Below are 23,669 nucleotides of genomic sequence, written 5' to 3'. Positions count from 1 at the left end.
CAACCAGGCCGGCTGACGTTTGTCCCCAAAGGAGTTCCGTGTCTTCACATCCCATCCGTGTTGCAATCGTTGGCGTGGGCAACTGCGCCGCCTCGCTGGTGCAGGGCGTCCACTACTACAAGGACGCCGACCCGGCCGAAACCATCCCGGGCCTGATGCACGTTGAGTTTGGCCAGTACCACGTGGGTGACGTTGAGTTCGTCGCCGCGTTCGACGTGGACGGCAAGAAGGTCGGCGTTGACCTTTCCGATGCCATCCTGGCCAGCGAGAACAACACCATCAAGATTGCCGACGTTCCCCCCACGGGCGTCACGGTCCAGCGCGGCCACACCCTGGACGGGCTGGGCAAGTACTACCTTGAGACCATCGAGCAGTCCACCGAAGAGCCCGTCGATGTGGTCCAGGCCCTGAAGGACGCCAAGGCTGACGTCCTGGTCTGCTACCTGCCCGTCGGTTCCCAGCAGGCTGCCGAGTTCTACGCCCAGGCTGCGATCGACGCCGGGGTGGCGTTCGTCAACGCCCTGCCCGTGTTCATTGCCGGCACCAAGGAATGGGCTGACAAGTTCACCGCCGCCGGTGTCCCGATCGTCGGCGACGACATCAAGAGCCAGATCGGCGCCACCATCACCCACCGCGTGATGGCCAAGCTGTTCGAAGACCGCGGCGTCACCCTGGACCGGACCTACCAGCTGAACGTCGGCGGCAACATGGACTTCAAGAACATGCTGGAGCGTGACCGCCTGGAGTCCAAGAAGATCTCCAAGACCCAGGCCGTGACCTCCAACGTGGAAGCCGAGCTGGCTGCCAAGGACGTGCACATCGGCCCGTCCGACTACGTCCAGTGGCTCGACGACCGCAAGTGGGCCTTCGTGCGCCTCGAGGGCCGGAACTTCGGCGACGCCCCGGTGTCCCTGGAGTACAAGCTGGAGGTCTGGGATTCCCCCAACTCCGCCGGCGTGATCATCGACGCGATCCGTGCCGCGAAGATCGGCCTGGACCGTGGCATCGGCGGCCCGCTGCTGTCCGCCTCCAGCTACTTCATGAAGTCCCCGCCGGAACAGTTCAATGACGACCTCGCCCGCGAGAAGGTCGAAGCCTTCATCCGCGGCGACCTGGACCGCTAACCCGTATTTTTCCCGGTGCCCTGACGCTCCCTCACCCTCACCGGGTGGGGGAGCGTCCTGCGTTGACACGCCCCATCACTTCCGGCCGGTTCTTCCGGGACGCCCCATCACCTTTTGCCGGCTTTTTCGGGACGCGCCATCACCTTTTGCCGGCTTTTTCGGGACGCGTCATCACCTTTTGCCGGCTTTTTCGGGACGCGTCATCACCTTTTGCCGGCTTTTTCGGGACGCGTCATCACCTTTTGCCGGCTTTTCCGGGACGCGCCATCACTTACCGTCCCCTGAGGAGCGTAAACCCGGCGGCCTCGTTTTCGGAGGCGGTGGTGGTGTTTTGTTACCCGTTTCCGGCAAAACCGGCCGAGTAGGAATGGTCAAACCACGCCGTGCGAAGGTGCCGTTTGATTGCCGCTATAGCTCGTTGAAAACCGTCCGTGGCATCGTCCCTGGTGAATACGAGAACCGTCCACCCGGCTGCTTCGAAGGCTTTGTCGCGCCGTCGATCACTCAGTCGCTGAGCCTCAAGAAGATGGTGACCGCCGTCGTACTGGACTGCAAGGCGCCGGTGACGGTAGCCCAGGTCGGCAGTAGGGGAAGCTGCATCATTTGGGCGAAGTGCGATTTGCAGGTCAGGTTCTGGCAGGTTCGCATCAAGCATGGCCAGCCGCAGCATCGATTCCGGTGCCGAATCAGCGCCGACCCGCATCAGCTCCAAAGCTTCCCGGGCACGCACGACCCCCTGAAGATTAGGGTGCCGCCTGACTAAAGCGCTGAGACCCTGCAATGTGTCGAAGGGCTGCGACCTGGCCTCAAACTCCGCTCGAGGGATGCGAATGATTTGGTCTCCAAGGCAGACCAGTTCAGCCAGCGACAGCCGCCGGGCCAAGTCGAGCCAGGTTCGGGAACGGGTACTGATGCGGATACCGTCGACAGTTTCAATTTCGTCAGCACCGGCTATGACCTTATGGGCAACCACACCTTTCCGGCGCACCTGCGGTAAATGCTTCGGTTTGCTCATATGCAGTTCAGTTGAATCCGACAGCCACGCGGGGAGCAGTTGACAGTGCAAACGTGCAGCGGTGACGTGTGAAATCCACGCGCCCGGCGAAACTTCGGAGAGGACCCGTGCCGCGGCCTCCAACTCGAAGCTCCAAGTCGACGGGCGGTACAACCGCCTGCTGACGTGGACTACATCATCCTTCCGCAGCCGCTTCGCTGACACACCGGCAGTCACCGCCGAGTCGTATGTGAACGGGGAGCTTGCCAAGGTCGACGGTAGGTCAGCGCGCTTATGCATGCTGGCATTCTGGCGTAGAAGGCTAGACCACTGCAGGAGTTATCCACAGGAATAGACCTGCACGGTTCCAAGGTGATCGGGCGTTGGTGATTTGGGGGCGGGAGGTGATCGGGCGTTGGTGATTTGGGGGTGGGAGGTGATCGGGCGTTGGTGATTTGGGGGTGGGAGGTGATCGGGCGTTGGTGGAAAGTAGGCAGGATGTGATGGGGCGTGGGGTTAGGTGAGGCCCACGGGGTTCCCGTCCCCGTCGACATCCATGCGCAGCGCAGCCGGGACGGCCGGGAGGCCGGGCATGGTCATGACGGCTCCGGTAAGGGCGACGATGAAGCCCGCGCCGGTCTTGGGCAACAGGTCGCGGACGTGGATGGTGAACCCCTTGGGGGCGCCCAGCCGGGAGGCATCGTCAGTGAACGAGTACTGGGTCTTGGCCATGCACACGGGCAGCGAACTCCAGCCGTTCCGCTCAATGTCGGCAAGCCGCTTCAACGCGGGCACGGAGAAGTCCACGCCGTCGGCGCCGTAGATTTCCTGGACGATGGTCCTGATCTTGTCCTCAACCGACAGCCCCAGCGAGTAGAGGTGCCGGAAGCTGTTGGGGCCGGCCACTGCCCCGGCAACCAGGGCAGCCAGTTCATCACCACCGTCCCCGCCACCGCCCCGGCCCCACACGTCTGCGACGGCCGCCGGGACGCCTTCAGCAGCGCACCAGGCGAGCAGCCAGTCAAGCTCCTCGGCCGAATCGGACGAGAACCGGTTGATGGCAACCACGGGCGTGACGCCGAACTTCTCCACGTTGTGGATGTGTCGTCGGAGGTTCACCACACCGGCTTCCAGTGCGGCCAGGTCCGGCTGGGTCAGCTGGGCCTTGGCCACGCCGCCCTGCATCTTCAAGGCGCGGACCGTGGCTACCACCACGACGGCGGAGGGTGCCAGGCCGCCGATCCGGGCCTTGATGTCCATGAACTTCTCTGCCCCGAGGTCTGCGCCGAAGCCCGCCTCGGTCACCACGATGTCCGCCAGCCGGCGGGCGGTCTGCGTGGCAATGAGCGAATTGCAGCCGTGGGCGATGTTGGCGAACGGACCGCCGTGCACCAGCGCTGGGGTACCGGCAATGGTCTGCACGAGGTTCGGCTTAATGGCTTCCTTCAGCAGCAGGGTCAGGGCGCCCTGGACACCCAAATCGGCCACCGTGACGGGGGTGCGGTCATACGTGTACCCGAAGGTGATCCTGCCCAGGCGCTCCCGAAGGTCGGCAATGTCCGTCGCCAGGCAAAAGACGGCCATGATTTCTGACGCCACGGTGATATCGAACCCGTCCTGCCGCGGCACGCCCTGGGAGGGGCCGCCCAGGCCGATCACTACCTCGCGCAGGGCACGGTCGTTCATGTCCAGCACCCGCTTGAAGGTCATCCTGCGCGGATCGATGTTCAACGCGTTGCCCTGGTAGATGTGGTTGTCCACCAACGCCATCAGGGCGTTGTTGGCCGACGTGATCGCGTGGAAGTCGCCCGTGAAGTGCAGGTTGATCTCATCCATGGGCAGCACCTGGGAGTAGCCGCCGCCGGTGGCACCACCCTTCATGCCCAGCACGGGGCCCAGGGACGGTTCCCGCAGCGCGATCATTACCTTGTGGCCGGCACGGGCCAGCGAATCTGCCAGCCCAACAGTGGTGGTGGACTTTCCCTCGCCGGCGGGGGTGGGAGACATGGCCGAGACCAGCACCACCTTCCCGGCCGGCGGCGGCGCATCGAGGCGGGTGGGATCGATCTTCCCCTTGTAGCGGCCGTACTGTTCCAGTGCGTCAGGGTTGATTCCTGCGGCAGCCGCGATCTCCGCGATGGGCCGGATCCGCGCAGCGCGGGCTATCTCGAGATCAGAAGGGAGAGCAGACATCCTTGTCCTTTCCTGCACCGGCCGGCGCCGGATACCTGCCCCTAAGCTAACAGCACGCACGCCCAACGGCACGCGGTTCCGGCGCCACCAGGTAAAAGCGGGATGTCAGGACGCGGGAACCGCCGGGGCCAGGCGGCGGACCACGAAGTTGTCGACGGCGGCATGGTAGCTTTCGAGCGTGATGGCGGCAGTGCGTTGCCAGCCGGAGTTCTGGGCCCGGATGGCGGCAGCGCGGCCCAGGTCCTCGCGGGTGGCGGGGTCGTCGTACAGGGCCTCGAGGGCGTCGGCCCAATCGGCCGCGTGGTGGCCGTCCACCAGGAGCCCGGTCCGGCCGTGGAAGATGGCGCGGGACAGCCCGCCAACCCGGGTGGCCACTACTGGCGTTCCGCAGGCCTGGGCCTCGAGTGCCACGAGCCCGAAGGATTCGCTGAAGGAAGGCATCACCACAACGTCGGCCGCACGGAACCAGGACGCCAGCTCGGGGGCCTTCACCGGTGGAAGCTGCGTGACGACGTCGTCCATTCCCGCCTCTGCCACCAGGCAGCGAAGGTTGAATTCCTTGTTGCCGCTCAAAGCGCCCAGGATGGTGACGCGCATGTCGATATCCGGGCGGCGTTTCCGCAGCAACGCCGCGGCCTTGACCAGGACCTGGGGGCCTTTCAGGCGCTGGATGCGGCCGGCGAAAACCAGGTGGAACGTGTCGGGGCTGACGCCGTGCTCGGCCCTGGACCGTGCACGGAACGCGGGGGTGAACGTGGCGAGGTCCACGCCGGGCGGGGCGATGTCGATGCGGTCGTAGGTGGCGCCGTAGTGGGATACGAGTTCGGCGGCCTCGGCGCTGGTGTTGGCGATGAGCCTGGCCGCGCCGTCCACGATGCGGTGCTCGCCCAGTTCGCGGCGCCGGGGCTCGGGCTGCTCACCGGATTCCAGCAGCAGGTTCTTGACCTTGGCCATGGTGTGCATGGTGTGCACCAGAGGCACGCCCCACAGCTCGGACAGCTCCAGCCCGGCGATCCCGGACACCCAGTAGTGGGAGTGGATGACGTCGTACCGGCCGTGCGGCTGGCGGCGGCGGATCTGCTCGATTTCCGCCACCATGGCATGAAGCAGCCCGGGCAGCTCCTCCTTGGGGATCTTCCGCGGCGGGCCGGCCAGGACGTTGTGGACGCACACGCCGGGGTCGGGATGCTCGACGGCGGGCTGGTCGGCTGAGGTGGCGCGCGTGAAGATCTCCACCTCCACGCCTGCCTCGGCCAGCGCCGAGGCCAGCTCGCGGATGTAGACGTTCATTCCGCCGGCATCACCGGAGCCGGGCTGTTCCATGGGGGAGGTGTGGAGGGAAAGCAAAGCGACCCTGCGGATCAGTGCCACGGGACCTCCTTCCGGCCGCCGGCGCGTGTCAGGGGTGCCGGCTCAGTGCGCATCCGATAAAACATTACTCCTTCCCCTAACGCCCGCCGCCCTCCCACATCTTCCCCAGGTCCGGAAACACGTGCTCGTAGCCGGCCATCAGCTCCACGGCCAGGCCTGCCGAATCCACGAGCGGGTGCCGGGCGAAGGCCTCGACGGCAACTTCCCGGTTGCCGGTGGCCGCCGCCACGACAACGAGCCGCTCCACCTCCTTGACCCGCCGGAGCAGGCCCAACTGCGGTTCCGCCGGGACCTGTTGGGGCAGCGGGACGGCGCCGGCGGGAGTGACAGTGCAGGGGACCTCGACGACGGCGTCCGCCGGCAGGCCGGGGATGGCGGGTTGGGGAGGGGCCGGGTCAGCGCCGGCGGGCCCGGGTGCCGGGGCTGCCGGCAATGCGTTCACGGTGTTGAGGACCAATTGGGTATCGCCGCGGCCCGCCAGCGCCTGCATGGCCGCCAGCGCCACCCGTTCGTAGCCACCGCCGGCCAGGTCTTCCTCGTTCCGGGGTTCACCGTCGTGCCGGGCTTCGGCCAGGTAACCCTCTTCGCGGGAGCGCCGCGCCTCCTCCCACAGCCGGTACGCGTCCGGGCCCGCGGCAGCCAGCTGCGGGTACAGCTCCCGCTGCTGGCTATGGATGGCCTCCCCGCGGGTGCGCGCCATGGCCTGCATTGCCTGCCGGGCGGCCTCGCCCTGGTAGTAGTAATACAGGTACTCGTTGGGAAGCAGGCCCAGCCCGGCAAGGAACGGCTGCGGGAACAACCGGCCTTCCTCGAAGGACCGCAGCGCCGCGGCGTCCGCCAGCAGGCCCGGCAGCATGTCCCTTCCGCCGGACTCCAGCCGGTACAGCCAGCCCAGGTGGTTCAGCCCGTAGTAGCCCACGCCGTCGAGCCGTCCCGCCGGCAAGGGCACACCGGCAGCACCCGCCGCCCGCTGCACCAGGCCGCCCGCAGAGTCGCAGATCCCAATGACCCGGTTCCCCAGGACAGGGCGCAGCGCCTCGGTGACCATCCCGGCCGGATTGGTGAAGTTGACCAGCCACGCGTCCGGGCAGCGCTCACGCATCAGCCGGGCAAGGCCCACCATGTGCGGGATTGTCCGCAAGGCGTAGGAAATTCCGCCGGCTCCGGTCGTTTCCTGCCCCAGCAGCCCGAGGTCCTGCGCCACTTTCTCATCCGCCACTCGGCCTGCCGTGCCGCCGGGCCGGATCGCGGCGAAGACCATGGCGGTGCCTGACAGGGCAGCGGAAAGATCCGTGGCGGCATGCACCGGAAGGTGCGCACCCCGGCCTGCCGGCATGCTGCGCAGCACGGCGGTAACGGCGTCAAGGCGTGCGGGATCGACGTCGTGCAGCACCAACTCCGTGACCAGCCCGGAGAAGGGCCCGGACAGCAACGCCCGGTAGATAAGCGGCACCCGGAAACCCCCGCCGCCGGCAATCAGAAGCCGCATGCATGCAGTCTAGGACCAGCCGCCGACACCCTGTCCAGACTGTTTCCAAAGCCCCTACCGGAGCCCTTCCCCGCGGCGTATCCTGCGCTCATGGACGCGATGCCAGCCCGCCCCTTCGATCCGCTGGCCGCTGTCCGCTCGCCGGGGGAACCTGGATTCGACCTCCTGCTGGCCGGGACCGTCTTCCAGGACATCATCTTCACCGGCCTGCCGCATGGGCCCGAACCCGGCACGGAAATCTGGAGCGACGGCATGGGCAGCTGCCCCGGCGGGGTGGCCAACCAGGCCATCGCCGCCGCGCGGCTGGGGCTGCGCACCGGGCTGGCGGCGGCTTTCGGGGACGACGGCTACGGTGACTTCAACTGGAAGATCCTCTCCAGCCAGGAACACGTGGACCTCAGCCTCTCCCGCCGCGTCCCGGGCTGGCACTCGCCAGTCACCGTTTCCCTCTGCGTGGACCAGGACCGTTCCATGGTCACCCACGGCCACTCGGCACCGGTGACCAACTCCGAGCTGATCGGAAGCCCGCCCCAGGCGCTCGCCGGCATCGCGGAGGTCGGCATGGAAATTGAACCGTGGGCCCGGGCGGCCCACGGCGCAGGAGTCCGCCTGTTCGGGGACGTGGGCTGGGATCCCAGCGGGGAATGGGCACCCGTGCGGCTGGAAAACCTGCAGTACTTTTACGCCTTCCTGCCCAACCAGCGCGAGGCCATGGCCTTCACCGGCAAAGACAATCCATGGAGCGCCCTCTACGCTCTGGCGGACCGCGTGCCGGTGGCGGTGGTGACCCTGGGAGCGCAGGGGGCCATGGCCGTGGACTCGGAAACCGGGGAGGAGGAGTGGGTCCCGTCGCTTCCGGTCAAGGCACACGATCCCACCGGAGCCGGTGACTGCTTCGACGCGGCGTTCATCGTGGGTACCCTGGCCGGCTGGCCGCTGGGGGACAGGCTGCGGTTCGCCAACCTGTGCGCCTCCCTGGCCGTGCAGGAGGTGGGCGGGTCCCTGGCCGCCCCTGGCTGGGGGGACATCGCCGACTGGTGGAAGCGCGCCAATGCCCGCCCGGAACGGCAGACGAGCCAGTGGCTGCGGCGCTTTGGATTCCTCGCGGACATCATCGAGGACGTGCCGCTGGCGGCCCAGCGCCGGGCGGGGGCCACCATCGCGCATCTGTCCGATGCCTGAGGAGCGCCACACGCCCCGATTATTCGGCGCGAAGTGCCCGCACTAGAATCAGTTAGGTGACCTACCCCGCAACAACCGGTGAATTCAGCGCTGCCCCCGGGCCGGACCCCCGCAATGAGCGGTCCGCCGTGATCGACCTGGAGGCCATCCGGCACAACGTTCGTCGGCTCGCCAGCGCTGCTTCCCCCGCGAAAGTCATGGCCGTGGTCAAGGCCGATGCGTACGGACACGGCGCCGTTCCCGTCGCCCGGGCGGCGCTGCAGGCAGGCGCGTCCTGGCTGGGTGTGGCGCACATTTCCGAGGCCCTCGCGCTCCGCGCCGCCGGCATCGACGCGCCCCTCCTCGCCTGGCTGCACACCGCCGACAGCAACTTTGGCGCCGCCGTGGCTGCCGGCGTCGACATCGGTTGCTCCGGCTGGGAGCTGGAACGCATCGTCGCTGCCGCCCGCGAACAGGAACGCCCCGCACGGATCCACCTCAAGGTGGACACCGGGCTTGGCCGCAACGGTGCAACGCCGGAGGCCTGGGACCGCCTGGTGGGCGAGGCCGTGGAGTACCAGGACCAGGGACTGCTGCGTGTGGTGGGCATCTTCTCGCACCTGGCCGTGGCTGATGAGCCGGAGCGGCCCGAAACGGACCAGCAGGTGGCCGCATTCAGGGAAGCCCTGGCCATCGCCGAGGACGCGGGCGTGGACCCGGAGGTCCGCCACCTTGCCAACACCCCCGCCACCCTTTCCCGCCCGGACACCCACTTCGACATGGTTCGCGTGGGCCTGGGCATTTACGGGCTTTCCCCGTTCGACGGGACGACTTCCGCCGAACTCGGCCTCCGCCCCGCCATGACGCTCCGGACACTGGTGTCGCAGTGCAAGGAGGTACCCGCGGGGCAGGGGGTCTCCTACGGCCTGCACTACCGCACCAGGGAGGCGAGCACCCTGGCGCTGATTCCGCTGGGCTATGCCGACGGCGTCCCGCGCGTCGCCACCGGCGGGCCAGTCCGCGTGGCGGGGAAGACCTACCCCGTTGTGGGGCGGATCGCCATGGACCAGATGGTCATCGACCTCGGTCCGGAGGCATCCGGCGCGGCGCTGCAGGGCGCGGAGGCGGAGCTGTTCGGCAACGGGGCCGACGGCGGGCCAACGGTGGACGAGTGGGCACGCGCCGCGGGGACCATCAACTACGAGGTGGTGACCAGGATCAGTCCGCGCGTTCCCCGCCGCTTCATCAACGAGGACGAGCGCGCGGATGCCGGCAATAACCTGGTGGGCGTCCCCGGCAAGGGAGCGGCATGAGCGCACCGGAGGAACTGCCCGCCAACTGGGAAAAGACCTTCACGGCGACGACGGCGGAACAGACCCATGCGTTCGGCGCCCGTTTGGCAGGGGTGCTGCAGGCAGGAGACCTGCTGGTGCTGTCCGGCGAACTGGGTGCCGGGAAAACCACCTTCACCCAAGGCCTGGGCGAAGGCCTGGGCGTTCGCCCGGGCATCATCTCGCCGACGTTCGTCCTGGTCCGGATCCACCCCAACCTGCCGGACGGCGCCCGCCCGGGCGGCCCGGACCTGGTGCACGTGGACGCCTACCGGCTTGGCTCGGCGGCGGAGATTGATGACATCGACCTCGAAAACACCATGGACTCAGCGGTGACGGTGGTGGAGTGGGGACATGAGCGCGTGGAGCACCTGAGCGACAGCCGGCTGGAGATCGACCTGCAGCGTGCCATCGGGCTCGGGGCCACCCCGGCGGGCACCCCAGGCGGCCTGGACTTCGACGCCGAGGACACCGACGAGCCCCGGACCATCGTCATGCGTGGGTACGGTCCCCGCTGGGCGACCTTCCCCGAACTGGCTGGACCCGACGGGGGAGCGGCATGCTGATCCTCGCCATCGACACGTCCGCCGTGGCCAGCGCAGCGCTGGTCACTGATGACGCCCCCGAGAGCGTGCTGGCCAGCTTCGCCACGGAGGACACCCGCAGCCACGCTGAGGTGCTCGCGCCCGGAATCCACGCCATGCTGGCGAACGCGGGCGTGACCGGGCAGGACGTGGACGCCCTGGTGGTGGGGGTTGGCCCCGGCCCGTTCACCGGGCTCCGCTCCGGCATCGCCACAGCCCGCACCCTGGCCTTTGTATGGGGCAAGCCGCTGCACGGCATGGTGAGCCTGGACGCGATGGCCCTGGAAGTCGCCGAGTCCACCGCCGCCGTCGCCGAGTTCCTGGTGGTGACGGACGCCCGCCGCAAAGAGGTCTACTGGGCCCGGTACACCCTGGACGATGGCCAGCTGCCCGTGCTGGCGGACGGCCCCCACGTCGGGTTCGCATCTGACCTCCGGGACCTCCCTGCGTTCGGCGCTGGCGCGGGCCTCTACGCCGACGTTCTCCAGGCCCACCCGGATTTCGCCGCGGAGCAGCCGGACGCCCTGTACCTTGGCCAGTTCGCCCTGGCCCGGCTGGCGGCAGGAGACACCCTGCTGGACTCCACCCCCCTGTACCTGCGGGAATCCGACGCGCAGGTCCCCGGACCACGGAAGCGGGCATTGTGAGCAGCACCCCCGACCCGCGCGCGGCAGACGTCACCGTCCGCGACATGACGCTGGACGATGTGCCCGCCGTCGGCGCACTGGAGCACAAGCTCTTCCCCATTGACGCGTGGCCAGTCCAGATGTTCCTGGACGAACTCTCCCAGCCGGAGACCCGCCGCTACCTGGTGGCGGAGACCAGCGGAGGCATCGTGGGCTACGCCGGCCTGATGTGCATCGAGCCCATCGCGGACGTCCAGACCATCGCCGTCGTCCCTGAGCACGAGGGGCGGGGCATTGGCAGCACCCTGCTCACGCAACTGATCGAGGAGGCCCGGCACCGCGGCGCCGCTGACGTCCTGCTTGAGGTCCGCGCCGACAACCCGAGGGCACAACAGCTCTATGTGCGGTTTGGATTCGAACAGATCCACATCCGCCCCCGCTACTACCGCGACGGCGTGGACGCCCTCATCATGCGGCTCCAACTGCCCGCGGCACACCCCGACGGACACGAAGCAACGGAAGCAGGCCAGGCATGAACCGTACGCAACCCCTGGTACTGGGCATCGAATCATCCTGCGACGAAACCGGCGTTGGCCTCGTCCGTGGCACCACCCTGCTGACCAACACGGTCTCGTCCTCCATGGACGAGCACGTCCGCTTCGGCGGCGTCATCCCGGAAATCGCCTCCCGGGCCCACCTGGACGCCTTTGTTCCCACCCTCGAGCAGGCCCTCGCGGATGCAGGGGCCACCCTGGACGAGGTGGACGCGATCGCCGTCACCTCCGGACCCGGGCTTGCCGGCGCGCTCATGGTCGGGGTGTGCGCTGCCAAGGCGCTCGCCGTGGCCACCGGAAAACCCCTGTTCGCCATCAACCACCTGGTGGCGCATGTGGGCGTCGGACTCCTCGACGACCGTGCCACCGGCCGCAGGCAGGAGCTGCCGGAGAACCTCGGCGCCCTGCTGGTCTCCGGCGGCCACACCGAAATCCTGCGGATCAACAGCATCACCAGCGACGTGGAGCTCCTGGGTTCCACCATCGACGACGCCGCGGGCGAGGCCTACGACAAAGTGGCCCGCATCCTCGGGCTCGGCTACCCCGGCGGACCCGCCATCGACAAAATGGCCCGCACCGGCAACCCCAAGGCCATCCGCTTCCCCCGCGGCCTCAGCCAGCCCAAATACATGGGCACGGCAGATGAACCCGGCCCGCACCGGTACGACTGGTCCTTCAGCGGACTGAAAACGGCCGTGGCCCGGTGCGTCGAGCAGTTCGAGGCCCGCGGCGAAGAGATCCGCGTGGCCGACATTGCCGCGGCGTTCCAGGAAGCCGTGGTGGACGTGATTTCCTCCAAGGCGGTCCTGGCCTGCCGGGAGCAAGGCATCAAGGATGTCCTGCTGGGCGGGGGAGTGGCGGCAAACTCCCGCCTGCGGGAGCTGACCGGGCAGCGCTGCGCCTCCGCCGGCATCCGCCTGCACGTTCCGCCGCTGGACCTGTGCACGGACAACGGCGCCATGGTGGCCGCCCTCGGCGCGCAGCTGGTGATGGCCGGCGCCGAACCCAGCGGCATTGGATTCGCCCCGGATTCGTCGATGCCCGTCACCTCGGTGTCGCTCCCGGCCTGACACCCGGCAAACCCCACGATGCTCTATGAGATATGGCTCCTAAACCGACGGTTTAGGAGCCATATCTGATAGAGCAAGCAAGGGGGTCAGGCGGTGGGGCCGTTGCGCATCTGCTTGACCAGGTCCAGCACCACGGCCTGCAGGTTTCCGCCGTTCTCGGCAGCCACCCGGCGCTGGCGCTGGTACCCGGCGCCGCGGCGGATGATCTTCTCGACGTCGGCCAGCTCGTCGGAGCAGCGCAGCTTGGCCGCGACCGGTTCCAGCCGGTTCAGGGTTTCCAGCAGGTGGTCGGTGACCAGCTGCTCCTTGCCCGCGGCGTCGAGGATGATGATGGCGTCCAGGCCGTAGCGGGCGGCCCGCCACTTGTTCTCCTGGACGTGCCACGGCGGCATGGTGGGGATGGTGCCGCCGTTGTCCAGCGTGGTGGAGAACTCATCCACCAGGCACTGGGTCAGCGCCGCAATGGCCCCCACTTCCTCCAGGGTGGCCAGGCCGTCGCAGATGCGCATCTCGATGGTGCCGAGGGCAGGGACGGGCCGGATGTCCCACCGGATCTCCGAGATGGTGTCGATGACGCCCGTGGTGAACATGTCCTGCACATAGGACTCGTACTCCGCCCAGGACGTGAACTGGAACGGCAGCCCCGCGGTGGGGAGCTGCTGGAACATCAGGGCCCGCTGCGAGGCGTAGCCGGTGTCCTCGCCGCCCCAGAACGGGCTGGACGCCGAGAGCGCCTGGAAATGCGGGAAGTAGTTGACCAGGCCGTCCAGGACGGGGAGGGCTTTGTCCCGGCGGTCCAGGCCCACGTGGACGTGGACGCCGTAGATGACCATCTGCCGGCCCCACCACTGGGTCCGGTCGATGAGTTTGGCGTAGCGTTCCTTGTCGGTGACCGGCTGCAGCTGCGGTGGGCTGAACGGGTGGCTGCCGGCGCAGAACAACTCCACGCCCATGGGGTCGGTGATTTCACGGACGGCAGCGACGGACCTGTTGAGGTCCTCCTTGGCCTCGGCGGCCGTTTCGCAGATGCCGGTGACCAGTTCCACGGTATTGAGCAGCAGTTCCTGCTTGATGTGCGGATGTTCGTCGTCTTCGTTGAGTTCGGGGTGGCGGGAAGCCACGCCGCGGAGCACCTGGTTGGCCACGGAAGCGAGCTCGCCCGTCTTACCGTCCACCAGTGCAAGCTCCCACTCAACACCGAGGGTTGACTGCCTCGATGACGCGAAGTCGATCTTCACACGTTTCCTTACTGTCCGGTTTGCCGCTGGCTGATGCCGCTCACAGGCTGCAGCCGGCAGGCGAACGGATGGTTCAAGTCTAGTGCAGGGGTAGCATCGTACTGATGGCACCGTTCCCCTTGCGTCACAGTCCTGCCAAATCCTTCCACCTCCTCCTGGCCCTGTCCGCAATGGCGCTGGCATCCTGTTCCGCGCCTCCGGGCAGCGCGCCGCCGTCGTCCTCCGCGCCACCCGCCGGGACGTCCCCGTCCGCATCAGCCAGCACGACGCCGGCCGCTCCTTTGGCTTCCCCGTCACCCGATCCGGGTTCCCGGCCTCTGGGGTGGGGACCTGAGCAGCGGGACCAGGACGCCGCGGCGGCGGCCGTCGCGGCCATGTCGCCGGAACAGAAGGCCGGGCAGGTCCTGCTCCCGTTCTTCAAGGGCAACCAGGTGGAGGCCCACGCCGCGCTCATCCAGCGACTCCACCTCGCAGGCTCCATCATCATGGGCGACAACGTCCCGCGCGACCCGCAGGGCCAGGTGGACCTGGCCGCTATGGGCGCAGTAAACCAGCGGCTGCAGCAGGCTGTTGCGGCGGACGGCCGGCGCTGGCCGGGGATCATGAGCGTGGACCAGGAAGGAGGGGCGGTGGCACGCCTGGGCCAGCCCCTCACCGAGTGGCCCGCTCCCATGAGCTACGGGGCCGCCGGCAACCTGGACCTGACGCGCAAGGCCGGCAAAGGCCTGGCAAGCGAGTTGGTGCCGCTGGGCTTCGACCTGGACTTCGCACCGGACACGGATGTGACCGTCGGTCCTGCAGACCCGACCATCGGCGCCCGCTCCATGTCCGCGGACCCGGCTGCGGCAGCCGCCCAGGGAACCGCCTTCTCCCAAGGCATGCTGGATGCAGGCGTGCTCCCCACCGTCAAGCACTTTCCCGGGCACGGCTCGGTAACGGCGGATTCCCACCTCAGCCTCCCCGTCCAGCCCGCCGGCCTCGACGTGCTGCGGGGCCGCGATTGGAAACCCTTCGAGGCCGCTGTCGCTGCGGGCCTTCCCATCATCATGACCGGACACATTGCCGTCCCCGCGCTCGAACCGGGCGTGCCGGCGTCGCTCTCTGCCCCCAGCTACGCGACACTCAGGGGCCTGGGCTTCAAAGGGGTGGCCGTGACGGATGCCCTCAACATGGGCGCCGTCGAGAACCAATACCCGGCCGGCGCCGCTGCCGTGAAAGCACTGGCCGCCGGCGCCGACCTGCTGCTGATGCCTGCGGACGTGGAGCAGGCGCACGCCGCCATCGTCCAGGCCCTGGCCGCCGGCACCCTTCCCGCAGCACGCCTGGATGAAGCAGCTCAGCGCGTGGCCACCATGATGATCTGGCATGCCCGCACCACCGCGCCTGCCGGAACCGCGGGCGCGGGTGCTCCGGCAGGAAGCGGGGCGGCGCTGTCGGCCCAGGTTTCGGCCTCGGCTGTCACAGTGGTCTCCGGTCCCTGCAGCGGACCCCTGGTTCCCGGTTCCGTGCGGGTAGCCGGCGGGGGACCGGGGGACCGGGAGCGCTTCGAAGCCGCCGCCGCACGAGCCGGCGTCAAGATCGGATCGGGACCCCTGGTCAACCTCATCGGATTCGGCGGCAGACCGGCCGGCGGGGACATCGCCGTGTCCCTTGACGCTCCCTGGCCGCTCCAGGAGTCCACCGCCCCGGTGAAGCTGGCACTGTACGGCCGCACCGACGCCGCCTTCGACGCCCTGGTCGCCGTGCTGGCAGGGAAGGCCCCGGCGCCGGGAAAGCTGCCCGCCGCCGTCGGGCCCTTCCCGGCCGAAACCGGCTGCCCCTGATTCCCCGGCCGCCCACGCCCGCGGGAACGCTTTAATGGAGTGGTGCCCATACTGAATAAAGACATGACCCTCTGCATCTCGCTCTCGGCCCGTCCCAGCAACAACGGGACCAGGTTCCACAACCACCTCTACGGGCAGCTGGACCTGAACTGGATCTACAAGGCCTTCGCGCCCACCAACCTCGAACAGGCCATCGCCGGTGTCCGCGGGCTGGGCATCCGGGGCTGCGCCATCTCCATGCCTTACAAGGAAGACGTCATCGCGCTGGTGGACGAGATGGACCCCTCCGCCAAGGCCATCGACTCCGTAAACACCATCGTGAACACGGACGGCCACCTCAAGGCCTACAACACGGACTACACCGCGATCGAACAGCTCCTCGCCACCAACGCGGTCCCCACGGACTATTCCGTGCTGGTGCAGGGCGCCGGCGGCATGGCCAAGGCCACCGTTGCAGCCCTCCGGGACGCCGGATTCACGGACGTCACCGTCATCGCCCGCAACGAGGCCGCGGGGCGTGCACTGGCGGACCAGTACGGCTTCCAGTGGCGGGCAGCGCTCGACGGCGGGACGGCCGACCTGATCATCAACGTCACCCCGCTGGGGATGGCCGGCGGGGCGGAAGCGGACACCGTGGCTTTCCCGCCGGAAGCCATCAACGCGGCCCGCCTGGTGTTCGATGTGGTGGCGCTGCCCGCCGAAACCCCCCTCATCAAGGCCGCCCGCGCGGCCGGCAAGCCGGTGATCAACGGGGCCGAAGTGGCCACTATCCAGGCGCTGGAGCAGTTCGTCCTGTACACGGGCGTCCGGCCCACCCCGGACCAGGTGCGGGCAGCCGAGGAGTTCATGCGCGCCCAGTAGGGGCAGCTAGGCGGGTTCCACCACGATGGCCACCCGGTCCTCACCGATGCGCGTCAGGACCAGGGTGGCCGACTTGCCGCCCTTCTTCGCGTTCTTTCCGCCGGGCAGCAGCTGCTTCCGCAGCTCTTCCGGGGTGACCGCCGTGCCGCGCTTCTTGATGTCCAGCACGGTGATGCCCTCCTGCTTTACCCAGGCCTTCAGCGCCTTGACGTTGTACGGCATGACCTCCGAAACCTTGTAGGCCCGGGCGAACGGGGTGGCCAGGAGTCCGGGAGCGCAGATGTAGGCGATGTGCTCGTCCACCAGGTGGCCGCCGAGCTGCAGCGCCACATCCGCCACCAGTCCGGCGCGGATTACGGCGCCGTCCGGTTCGTACAGGTACCCCTCCACCGGGCCCACCGGTGCGGCCGGGCCCGCGCCGAAGTCCTCGGCGCTGGTCAGCTCCGCAGGTGCCTGCGGTCCCAGGACCAACGCGGCGCGCCGGACTCCAGGGCGGCGCACGGCGTTGAACCACAGGGTCACCTCCGTGACGTCACCGGCCACCGACACCCACTGCGCCTCGCAGGCCGCCGGCACGGATTCGTGCGGCATGCCCGGGCCCATCTTCACGCCTACTGCCTTGCCTTGGGCAGCCAGCGATTCCACGAAGGACAACGGCGGGGAGAAGGCTTCGGGGTCCCAGATCCGCTTGGTGCCCGAGGTGGAGGTGACCCGCCGGGCGGGGTCCAGCCAGACGCCGTCCATCCCGTCGAGGGGGACGGACGCGGCGTCAGCATGGACCACTGTGGCGTTGGGGAAAGGGATGAGGTTCACGGTGGCGCAGGCCGCGGTGGTTTCGTCCATTTCGACGGCGGTGACGTGGATGTCCAGGGACGCCAGGGCCAGGGAATCGGCGCCCAGGCCGCAGCCCAGGTCCGCCACATGGCTGATGCCGGCGGCGGCGAACCGCTGGGCGTGGTGGGCGGCCACATTCAGGCGCGTTGCCTGTTCCAGACCGGCCTGCGTGAAGAGCATCTGGCGGGCGAACTCGCCGAATTTTGACTCCGCCTTGGTGCGCAGCCGCGATTGAGTCAGGACGGCCGAGACAAGCCCTGCAGGGTGCCCGGCCTTCCGGAGTGCTGTGTTGAGCTCGAACGAGTCCTCATCCCGGTACGGGCCCAGGGATGCCAGCAACTCCCAGCCCTCGGGGGTCAGCAACGGTGCGATTTGGTCCTGTGCCATCTGGTCCTGGGGAGCGTGAGCCATGGGTTCCAGCCTAGTGGAGGAGCGGGTGGGCGGGATGCGGATACTGTTGAAACCATGGATGAGAGCGCAGCCACCCGCGAGCCCGATGACCACGAATCGCGTGACCGCGGCCCGGCCAGGTTCGCCCGGCCGGTCCTGATTGCCGCGGCCGTCGTGGCCGTGGTCTGCATCGCGCTGCTGGTGATCATCTTCCTGCTCGATACGTTCAACGCCACCGTTTACTCGGTAGGCGGCAACGACGTCCAGGACAACACCCAGGAGGCCAGGGACATCCGCGGGCTGTACGACGGCGCGCGGGCCGGAAGCATCTTCTTCCTCGTTGCTGCGCTGCTCGCCGCAGCAGGGTCCGGCTGGGTGCTCTTCCGGGGACGGAAGCAGTGCGGCGGCGACACGGACGGCGGCGAGGACGTGGACTTCGACGACCTGGGCCGCTAGGTACAGGGCGCCATTTCGCGTCCCCGGCCACCCGCCGTCGTCCGCCCCGGGCTGTACGCCCACGACGAAACGTTGGCACTCACCTTGACCGAGTGCTAACTCATACATAGAGTCTTCATTAGCACTCTCCCTAGGAGGGTGCTAACACATGAAGAGCTGCCAGCCAGGCTGCTGCCGGCACCGCGACGACGGTTTGCCAGCTACGGCGGAAAGCTTTCCAGTCCACGAATTTGCTGACGAAAAGGAGAGGTCCGAGTGTCGGTCTCTATTAAGCCTCTTGAGGATCGTATTGTTGTCCGCCCGCTCGAAGCCGAGCAGACCACGGCTTCCGGCCTGGTCATCCCGGACTCCGCACAGGAGAAGCCGCAGGAAGGCGAAGTTGTCGCAGTAGGCCCCGGCCGCTTCGAAGATGGCAACCGCGTTCCCGTTGACGTAGCCGTTGGCGACGTCGTCATCTACTCCAAGTACGGCGGAACCGAAGTCAAGACCGGCGGCACCGAGTACCTCGTGCTGTCCGCCCGCGACGTCCTGGCAATCGTCGTCAAGTAACTCTTCCGGATCCCCGTGCTGCCGGCCATGCTCACGCTGGCCGGCGGTGCGGGGTTTCTGTCTTTGAAAGGACAAAACCATGGCAAAGCAGCTTGCGTTTAACGACGCTGCCCGCCGGTCCCTTGAGGCCGGCATCGACAAGCTCGCGAACACCGTCAAGGTGACGCTCGGCCCCCGCGGCCGCAACGTCGTCCTGGACAAGAAGTGGGGTGCCCCCACCATCACGAACGACGGCGTCACCATCGCCCGTGAAGTCGAGCTGGACGACCCCTACGAGAACCTTGGCGCACAGCTGGCCAAGGAAGTAGCCACCAAGACCAACGATGTTGCCGGCGACGGCACCACCACCGCCACGGTCCTGGCACAGGCACTGGTCAAGGAAGGCCTGCGCAACGTTGCAGCCGGCGCTGCCCCCGGCCAGATCAAGCGCGGCATCGAGGTTGCGGTTGAGGCCGTGGCTGCCCGCCTGCTGGAAAACGCCCGCCCGGTCGAAGGCACCCAGGTGGCCAACGTTGCCGCCATCTCGGCGCAGAGCGACGAAATCGGCGAGCTCCTCGCCGAGGCGTTCGGCAAGGTGGGCAAGGATGGCGTCATCACCATCGAAGAGTCCTCCACCACCCAGACCGAACTGGTCCTCACCGAGGGCATGCAGTTCGACAAGGGCTACCTGTCCCCGTACTTCGTCACCGACGCGGAGCGCCAGGAAGCAGTCCTCGAGGACGCACTCATCCTGATCAACCAGGGCAAAATCTCCTCGATCCAGGAATTCCTGCCCCTGCTGGAAAAGGCGCTGCAGAGCTCCAAGCCGCTGTTCATCATCGCCGAGGACGTTGAGGGCGAGGCCCTGTCCACGCTGATCGTCAACCGCATCCGCGGCACCCTGAACGTCGTGGCCGTCAAGGCTCCCGGCTTCGGCGACCGCCGCAAGGCCATGCTGCAGGACATCGCCACCCTCACCGGTGCGCAGGTTGTCTCCCCGGAACTGGGCCTCAGCCTGGACTCCGTGGGCCTGGAGGTGCTGGGTACCGCCCGCCGCATCACCGTCACCAAGGACAACACCACCATCGTGGACGGCGCCGGTTCGGCCGAGGACGTAGCTGCACGCGTAGCCCAGCTGCGCGCCGAGCTGACCCGCACCGATTCCGACTGGGACCGCGAGAAGCTCCAGGAACGCCTGGCCAAGCTGGCCGGCGGTATCGGCGTCATCAAGGTCGGCGCTGCCACCGAGGTTGAGCTGAAGGAAAAGAAGCACCGCATCGAGGACGCCGTGTCCTCCACCCGCGCTGCCCTCGAAGAAGGCATCGTTGCCGGCGGCGGCTCCGCCCTGATCCACGCCCTCAAGGCACTGGATGAGGACGCTTCCGTCAAGGCCCTCGAAGGCGACGCCGCCGCAGCCGTGGGCATCGTCCGCCGCGCACTGGTGCAGCCGCTGCGCTGGATTGCCCAGAACGCCGGCTTCGATGGCTACGTTGTCACCTCCAAGGTTGCCGACCTTGAGACCAACAACGGCTTCAACGCCAAGTCCGGCGAGTACGAGGACCTGATCGCCGCGGGCGTCATCGACCCGGTCAAGGTCACCCGTGCAGCCCTCCGCAACGCGGCCTCCATCGCCGCCCTGGTTCTCACCACCGAGACCCTGGTCGTGGAGAAGCCTGCCGAAGAGGACGAGCACGCAGGCCACAGCCACTAACGCTGCGCCCTGGCGGCTTACCGCTGAAAAGGCTGGTCCGGCATCTGCCGGGCCAGCCTTTTGCGTTGTTGTCCTGGACGGTGGCTGGGCCCACGCCGCCAAGGTTCCCTGGCCGAGCGAAGCGAGGTTAGGGGGCGGTGGGGACTAGCCGGCGTCCATCTCCCGCGTCTCAACTTCTCCGGCACGCTCGTACACCAGAGACACCGCACCCTTGGGGAAGCTGCGGGCCTGCTCGCCCAGCGTGAAAGTGGAGGGAACCGTTTCGGCGTCGAAAAGGCGCTTTCCCTGGCCCAGGACCACGGGGTACAGCCAGAGGTGCAGGCGGTCCAGCACATTGGCAGCCAGGAGGGACCGGATCAGGACGCCGCTGCCGAACATATGGGTTTCCCGGTGCTCCTCCCGGAGCCGGGCCGCCGCCGCGGCATCCGGCAGGACAGTGGTGCCGGCCCAGTCCGGGTCCGCCAGCGTGGCGGAGACAACGTACTTGGGCACGCGGTTCAGGGCATCGGCGATGTCACCGGACTGGTGCGGCCAGTAGGACGCAAAGATTTCATAGGTCCTCCGGCCGAGCAGCAGGGCATCAATCCGGCCGATCTCGGCTGCTATCGAGGCACCGGATTCGTCGTCGGACACAGGTGCCTGCCAGCCGCCGAAGGAGAATTCGCCTTCGGGGTCTTCTTCACGGCCGCCGGGCGCCTGGTAGACGCCGTCGAGGGTGATGAACAGGTTCGCCACGATGATCCCCACGCGCACATTGTGGACCCGCGCCCGCACGCTGTCCAGTGTCCCGGTCCAGTGCCCGTGGCAGGATGGTGCCATGCTGCTCCTCGAGCTTGTGGACACCACTAAGGCCGTCGCATCAACCCGTTCCCGGCTGGCAAAGGTGGATGCCCTGGCCCACCTGCTGCGCCGGCTGGAACCGGCGGAGGTCCCGACGGCGGTGGGCTTGCTCAGTGCCAAGCCCCGCCAGGGCCGGGTGGGGGTGGGTTGGAGCGCGGTGGCGGCGGCCAAGGAAGAACCGGCAGCGGAGCCACGCCTCACCGTGTCGGACTTCGATGCCGCCCTGGACCGGCTCCTGGCTACAGCGGGCAGCGGGTCGGGTGCGGAACGGGCGGCCATCCTCGGGACGCTCATGGCGGCCGCCACCGAACCGGAACAGTCGTTCATCGCCGGCGTCCTGCTTGGGGAATTGCGCACCGGTGCCCTGGAAGGAGTGCTGACGGACGCCGTCGCCCGCGCCTCCGACCGGCCCCTCGACGCCGTGCGGCGTGCGGCCATGCTGTCCGGCGACCTCGGCGGGACGGCGCTCCTTGCGCTGACCGGCACCCCGGCCGAGCTTGACGCCGTCGGCCTGGTGGTGGGCCGCCCGGTGCAGCCCATGCTCGCGGCCACCGCCGGCAGCGCGGCTGCCGCCCTGGAAGCGACGGGGGAGGCCTCGGTGGAATTCAAGCTCGACGGCGCCCGCATCCAGGTGCACCGGTCCGGCAGCGAGGTACGGATCTTCACCCGCAACCTTGCGGAGGTCACGCACCGCCTGCCCGAGGTGGTGGACCTGGTCCGCGGGCTGCCGGTGCAGGACGTGATCCTCGATGGCGAAACCCTCGCCCTGGATGAGGAGGGTGCGCCGCGGCCCTTCCAGGAAACCATGTCCCGCTTTGGTGCCGACGCAGTCAGGGAAACCTTGCTGCACCCCTGGTTCTTCGACGTGCTGCACATCGACGGCCGTGACCTGCTGGACGAACCTCTGGCCACCCGCATCGACATCCTGGAGCGGGTGGCCCCCGCACACCGGATCCCGGGGGAGGTCACCGCCGACCCCGAGGTCGCTGAGCGGGTTTCGCAGGATGCCCTGGCCGCGGGCCACGAGGGCGTGGTGGTGAAAGCCATCGGCTCGGCTTATGCTGCCGGCCGGCGCGGATCCAACTGGGTGAAGGTGAAACCGGTCCACACCTATGACCTGGTGGTGCTTGCCTGCGAATGGGGCTCTGGACGCCGGACAGGGATGCTGTCCAACCTGCACCTTGGTGCCCTTGACCCTGCCGGGGAGTTCGGCGAACCGGGCGGCTACGTGATGGTGGGCAAGACGTTCAAAGGCCTCACCGATGAACTGCTGCGCTGGCAGACCGGACGGTTCCAGGAGCTTGAGGTGCGGCGCACCGCCGGCACCGTATGGGTTGAGCCGGTCACCGTCGTCGAAATAGCCATCGACGGGGTGCAGCAGTCACCGCGCTACCCCGGCGGGATCGCCCTGAGGTTTGCCCGGGTCAAGCGCTACCGGGAGGACAAGGCCCCGGCTGAAGCGGACACCATCCAGACACTGCGGGCTTTGCTGCGGCCATAGCGAAAGACTCGCGGATCAGGCCCGGCGCCGGGACCCGTTGCGCTGGCGTTTCAGGCTGCGTGCCACGCCGTCCGGCAGCCGCCGGGTGATTCTCCGGTAGAAGAGGAGGACCGCGACGGCGGCCACAACGATGCCCACGAGGTTGAGCAGCAGTTGCAGCGCGGAGCCTGCGGCCTTCTGGTATTCACCCAGCACCAGGGCCACCGCCACGTAGCCGGCAGCCGGCACAGTGGTCACGGAGATGAAGACGCCGATCAGTGCGGCCGAGCGGCGTCCGATGATGGACAGCATGCCGGCGATCCCCGCCAGCACGGCCACGATCAATGAATACGGCCCGGGGTGGTAGATGAACTCCACTGCCGAGCCTTTGTCCAGGGCGTCGCGCGGGAAGAGACCGAGGGGAACCGAAAGCCATGCCGTGAGTGCCGCCAGCAGCATGGCCACGGGGAAACCGACAGCAAGGGCGACGGCGGCGCGGCGCCCCAGTTTCCACTGCCTGGTGGCCAGCGAGACGGCAAGGGCGGCCAGTGGTCCGAACTCGGGCCCCACCGCCATGGCACCGACAATGGCTATGGGGGAGTCCGTCACGATGCCGATGCCGGCCAGTTGGGTTGCCAGCACCAGGAAGGCAAGGAAGTTCCAGGTCAGGCGTGAATCTTCACCGGTTTGCCGGGTGACGTCATCCCAAATCACTGCGTCTGCGCCGTCCCCGGGAGCGGCGCGCTCAGCCCGGTCAGCGCTTTTGGACAGCACGAGTTCAGGGGTGGCCATGGAAATCGAACCCACGTCCTGGATCTTCAGGACTTCGAGCTTTTCGAGCAGTTCCTCCACGGACTCCCGGGCAACCAGCACCTCGATGACATCGCCATCCGGTACTACGGCCGCACCCTGGAGCAGCGCTACTTCCGCCGTTCCCCGGTGGTCGCGGCAGGTCTGCACGGTGACGGCGGACAGCTCCCCGGGCACGCAGATCCGCAGCTGGACAACCAC

Annotated in this window: 21 protein-coding genes; 13 read left to right on the top strand and 8 right to left on the bottom strand. The window is 68.0% G+C overall.

The genetic code is table 11. The features are described 5' to 3' along the window. Window positions 1-38: 38 nt before the first annotated feature. On the top strand, window positions 39-1,124 hold the full coding sequence (locus tag ACZ9J7_RS01075; protein WP_476206330.1) for an inositol-3-phosphate synthase: 1,086 nt from the start codon (window positions 39-41) through the stop codon (window positions 1,122-1,124). Between the two features lie 334 nt (window positions 1,125-1,458). Here the strand turns inward: ACZ9J7_RS01075 and ACZ9J7_RS01070 are convergent, their stop codons facing one another. From ACZ9J7_RS01070 to ACZ9J7_RS01055, 4 genes are all read right to left on the bottom strand, one after another. Continuing rightward, window positions 1,459-2,418 carry a DUF559 domain-containing protein gene (locus tag ACZ9J7_RS01070; RefSeq protein WP_476206328.1) on the bottom strand — a complete coding sequence of 320 codons (960 nt, stop codon included), beginning with the start codon at window positions 2,416-2,418 and terminating at the stop codon, window positions 1,459-1,461. A gap of 216 nt (window positions 2,419-2,634) precedes the next feature. Continuing rightward, complete coding sequence (locus ACZ9J7_RS01065; RefSeq protein ID WP_476206327.1) at window positions 2,635-4,311, bottom strand: formate--tetrahydrofolate ligase; 1,677 nt, start codon at window positions 4,309-4,311, stop codon at window positions 2,635-2,637. A gap of 105 nt (window positions 4,312-4,416) precedes the next feature. Continuing rightward, the gene (gene mshA / locus ACZ9J7_RS01060) at window positions 4,417-5,682 is read right to left on the bottom strand and encodes a D-inositol-3-phosphate glycosyltransferase (protein WP_476206325.1); all 1,266 of its coding nucleotides are present in this window, start codon (window positions 5,680-5,682) and stop codon (window positions 4,417-4,419) included. Window positions 5,683-5,758: 76 nt separating this feature from the next. Beyond that, window positions 5,759-7,171 (bottom strand): family 4 glycosyl hydrolase, encoded by a 1,413-nt coding sequence (locus tag ACZ9J7_RS01055; RefSeq protein WP_476206324.1) that lies wholly within the window; start codon window positions 7,169-7,171, stop codon window positions 5,759-5,761. A gap of 90 nt (window positions 7,172-7,261) precedes the next feature. Between ACZ9J7_RS01055 and ACZ9J7_RS01050 the strand changes: the two genes are divergently transcribed. From ACZ9J7_RS01050 to tsaD, 6 genes are read left to right on the top strand one after another with little or no spacing between them, the layout of a single operon-like run. Next, a complete protein-coding gene (locus ACZ9J7_RS01050; protein ID WP_476206323.1) occupies window positions 7,262-8,353 on the top strand; it encodes a carbohydrate kinase family protein in 1,092 nt (363 codons plus the stop codon). Window positions 8,354-8,409: 56 nt separating this feature from the next. Then, a complete protein-coding gene (gene alr / locus ACZ9J7_RS01045) occupies window positions 8,410-9,645 on the top strand; it encodes an alanine racemase (RefSeq protein WP_476206321.1) in 1,236 nt (411 codons plus the stop codon). Next, window positions 9,642-10,229, top strand: coding sequence for a tRNA (adenosine(37)-N6)-threonylcarbamoyltransferase complex ATPase subunit type 1 TsaE (gene tsaE, locus ACZ9J7_RS01040; protein ID WP_476206319.1), 588 nt, complete (start codon window positions 9,642-9,644; stop codon window positions 10,227-10,229). The genes alr and tsaE overlap by 4 nt, the downstream gene beginning before the upstream one ends. Continuing rightward, window positions 10,223-10,894, top strand: coding sequence for a tRNA (adenosine(37)-N6)-threonylcarbamoyltransferase complex dimerization subunit type 1 TsaB (tsaB, locus tag ACZ9J7_RS01035; RefSeq protein ID WP_476206318.1), 672 nt, complete (start codon window positions 10,223-10,225; stop codon window positions 10,892-10,894). Before tsaE ends, tsaB begins: the two co-directional genes overlap by 7 nt. A gap of 44 nt (window positions 10,895-10,938) precedes the next feature. Continuing rightward, complete coding sequence (rimI, locus tag ACZ9J7_RS01030) at window positions 10,939-11,409, top strand: ribosomal protein S18-alanine N-acetyltransferase (protein WP_476211788.1); 471 nt, start codon at window positions 10,939-10,941, stop codon at window positions 11,407-11,409. Next, window positions 11,406-12,497 (top strand): tRNA (adenosine(37)-N6)-threonylcarbamoyltransferase complex transferase subunit TsaD, encoded by a 1,092-nt coding sequence (gene tsaD, locus ACZ9J7_RS01025; protein WP_476206316.1) that lies wholly within the window; start codon window positions 11,406-11,408, stop codon window positions 12,495-12,497. The genes rimI and tsaD overlap by 4 nt, the downstream gene beginning before the upstream one ends. Window positions 12,498-12,583: 86 nt before the next feature. Here the strand turns inward: tsaD and ACZ9J7_RS01020 are convergent, their stop codons facing one another. Beyond that, window positions 12,584-13,735 (bottom strand): glutamate--cysteine ligase, encoded by a 1,152-nt coding sequence (locus ACZ9J7_RS01020; protein ID WP_347886895.1) that lies wholly within the window; start codon window positions 13,733-13,735, stop codon window positions 12,584-12,586. Window positions 13,736-14,109: 374 nt separating this feature from the next. Between ACZ9J7_RS01020 and ACZ9J7_RS01015 the strand changes: the two genes are divergently transcribed. Both ACZ9J7_RS01015 and ACZ9J7_RS01010 read left to right on the top strand, forming a co-directional pair. Then, window positions 14,110-15,558: a glycoside hydrolase family 3 N-terminal domain-containing protein gene (locus ACZ9J7_RS01015; RefSeq protein WP_476211787.1), complete on the top strand. Its 1,449-nt coding sequence runs from the start codon at window positions 14,110-14,112 to the stop codon at window positions 15,556-15,558. A gap of 42 nt (window positions 15,559-15,600) precedes the next feature. Further along, the gene (locus ACZ9J7_RS01010) at window positions 15,601-16,419 is read left to right on the top strand and encodes a shikimate 5-dehydrogenase (protein WP_476206313.1); all 819 of its coding nucleotides are present in this window, start codon (window positions 15,601-15,603) and stop codon (window positions 16,417-16,419) included. A 6-nt stretch (window positions 16,420-16,425) separates the two neighbouring features. On the opposite strand, the gene ACZ9J7_RS01005 is transcribed toward ACZ9J7_RS01010, so the two are convergent. Beyond that, window positions 16,426-17,664 (bottom strand): THUMP-like domain-containing protein, encoded by a 1,239-nt coding sequence (locus tag ACZ9J7_RS01005; protein ID WP_476206312.1) that lies wholly within the window; start codon window positions 17,662-17,664, stop codon window positions 16,426-16,428. 54 nt (window positions 17,665-17,718) lie between these two features. Here ACZ9J7_RS01005 and ACZ9J7_RS01000 point away from each other — a divergent pair, with 54 nt between their 5' ends. The 3 genes from ACZ9J7_RS01000 to groL all read left to right on the top strand — a co-directional run bounded on the left by ACZ9J7_RS01000 (window position 17,719) and on the right by groL (window position 20,338). Further along, window positions 17,719-18,099, top strand: coding sequence for a hypothetical protein (locus ACZ9J7_RS01000; RefSeq protein WP_476206310.1), 381 nt, complete (start codon window positions 17,719-17,721; stop codon window positions 18,097-18,099). A 255-nt stretch (window positions 18,100-18,354) separates the two neighbouring features. After that, window positions 18,355-18,648: a co-chaperone GroES gene (groES, locus tag ACZ9J7_RS00995; protein WP_003805290.1), complete on the top strand. Its 294-nt coding sequence runs from the start codon at window positions 18,355-18,357 to the stop codon at window positions 18,646-18,648. A gap of 79 nt (window positions 18,649-18,727) precedes the next feature. Next, the gene (gene groL / locus ACZ9J7_RS00990; protein WP_159631423.1) at window positions 18,728-20,338 is read left to right on the top strand and encodes a chaperonin GroEL; all 1,611 of its coding nucleotides are present in this window, start codon (window positions 18,728-18,730) and stop codon (window positions 20,336-20,338) included. 144 nt (window positions 20,339-20,482) lie between these two features. Here groL and ACZ9J7_RS00985 read toward each other — a convergent pair whose 3' ends face one another. After that, entirely contained in the window at window positions 20,483-21,085 is a 603-nt protein-coding gene (locus ACZ9J7_RS00985; protein WP_476211786.1) for a dihydrofolate reductase family protein, read from the bottom strand. 70 nt (window positions 21,086-21,155) lie between these two features. Here ACZ9J7_RS00985 and ACZ9J7_RS00980 point away from each other — a divergent pair, with 70 nt between their 5' ends. Then, window positions 21,156-22,679, top strand: coding sequence for an ATP-dependent DNA ligase (locus ACZ9J7_RS00980; RefSeq protein ID WP_476206305.1), 1,524 nt, complete (start codon window positions 21,156-21,158; stop codon window positions 22,677-22,679). A gap of 15 nt (window positions 22,680-22,694) precedes the next feature. Here ACZ9J7_RS00980 and ACZ9J7_RS00975 read toward each other — a convergent pair whose 3' ends face one another. Then, window positions 22,695-23,669, bottom strand: coding sequence for a DUF389 domain-containing protein (locus ACZ9J7_RS00975; RefSeq protein WP_476206304.1), 975 nt, complete (start codon window positions 23,667-23,669; stop codon window positions 22,695-22,697).

The organism is Pseudarthrobacter sp. TE9888 (assembly GCF_056279345.1).
Note: the sequence above shows the minus strand (reverse complement) of the source record. Positions and strands in the feature narration are given on the sequence as shown.

Bases quoted from the DNA above. Each gene is read 5' to 3' on its own strand.
- ACZ9J7_RS01070 (WP_476206328.1), bottom strand. From the start codon at position 2,418: ATGCATAAGCGCGCTGACCTACCGTCGACCTTGGCAAGCTCCCCGTTC.
- ACZ9J7_RS01065 (WP_476206327.1), bottom strand. From the start codon at position 4,311: ATGTCTGCTCTCCCTTCTGATCTCGAGATAGCCCGCGCTGCGCGGATC.
- ACZ9J7_RS01055 (WP_476206324.1), bottom strand. From the start codon at position 7,171: ATGCGGCTTCTGATTGCCGGCGGCGGGGGTTTCCGGGTGCCGCTTATC.
- ACZ9J7_RS01050 (WP_476206323.1), top strand. From the start codon at position 7,262: ATGGACGCGATGCCAGCCCGCCCCTTCGATCCGCTGGCCGCTGTCCGC.
- tsaE (WP_476206319.1), top strand. From the start codon at position 9,642: ATGAGCGCACCGGAGGAACTGCCCGCCAACTGGGAAAAGACCTTCACG.
- tsaB (WP_476206318.1), top strand. From the start codon at position 10,223: ATGCTGATCCTCGCCATCGACACGTCCGCCGTGGCCAGCGCAGCGCTG.
- rimI (WP_476211788.1), top strand. From the start codon at position 10,939: ATGACGCTGGACGATGTGCCCGCCGTCGGCGCACTGGAGCACAAGCTC.
- tsaD (WP_476206316.1), top strand. From the start codon at position 11,406: ATGAACCGTACGCAACCCCTGGTACTGGGCATCGAATCATCCTGCGAC.
- ACZ9J7_RS01015 (WP_476211787.1), top strand. From the start codon at position 14,110: ATGTCGCCGGAACAGAAGGCCGGGCAGGTCCTGCTCCCGTTCTTCAAG.
- ACZ9J7_RS01005 (WP_476206312.1), bottom strand. From the start codon at position 17,664: ATGGCTCACGCTCCCCAGGACCAGATGGCACAGGACCAAATCGCACCG.
- ACZ9J7_RS01000 (WP_476206310.1), top strand. From the start codon at position 17,719: ATGGATGAGAGCGCAGCCACCCGCGAGCCCGATGACCACGAATCGCGT.
- groL (WP_159631423.1), top strand. From the start codon at position 18,728: ATGGCAAAGCAGCTTGCGTTTAACGACGCTGCCCGCCGGTCCCTTGAG.
- ACZ9J7_RS00980 (WP_476206305.1), top strand. From the start codon at position 21,156: ATGCTGCTCCTCGAGCTTGTGGACACCACTAAGGCCGTCGCATCAACC.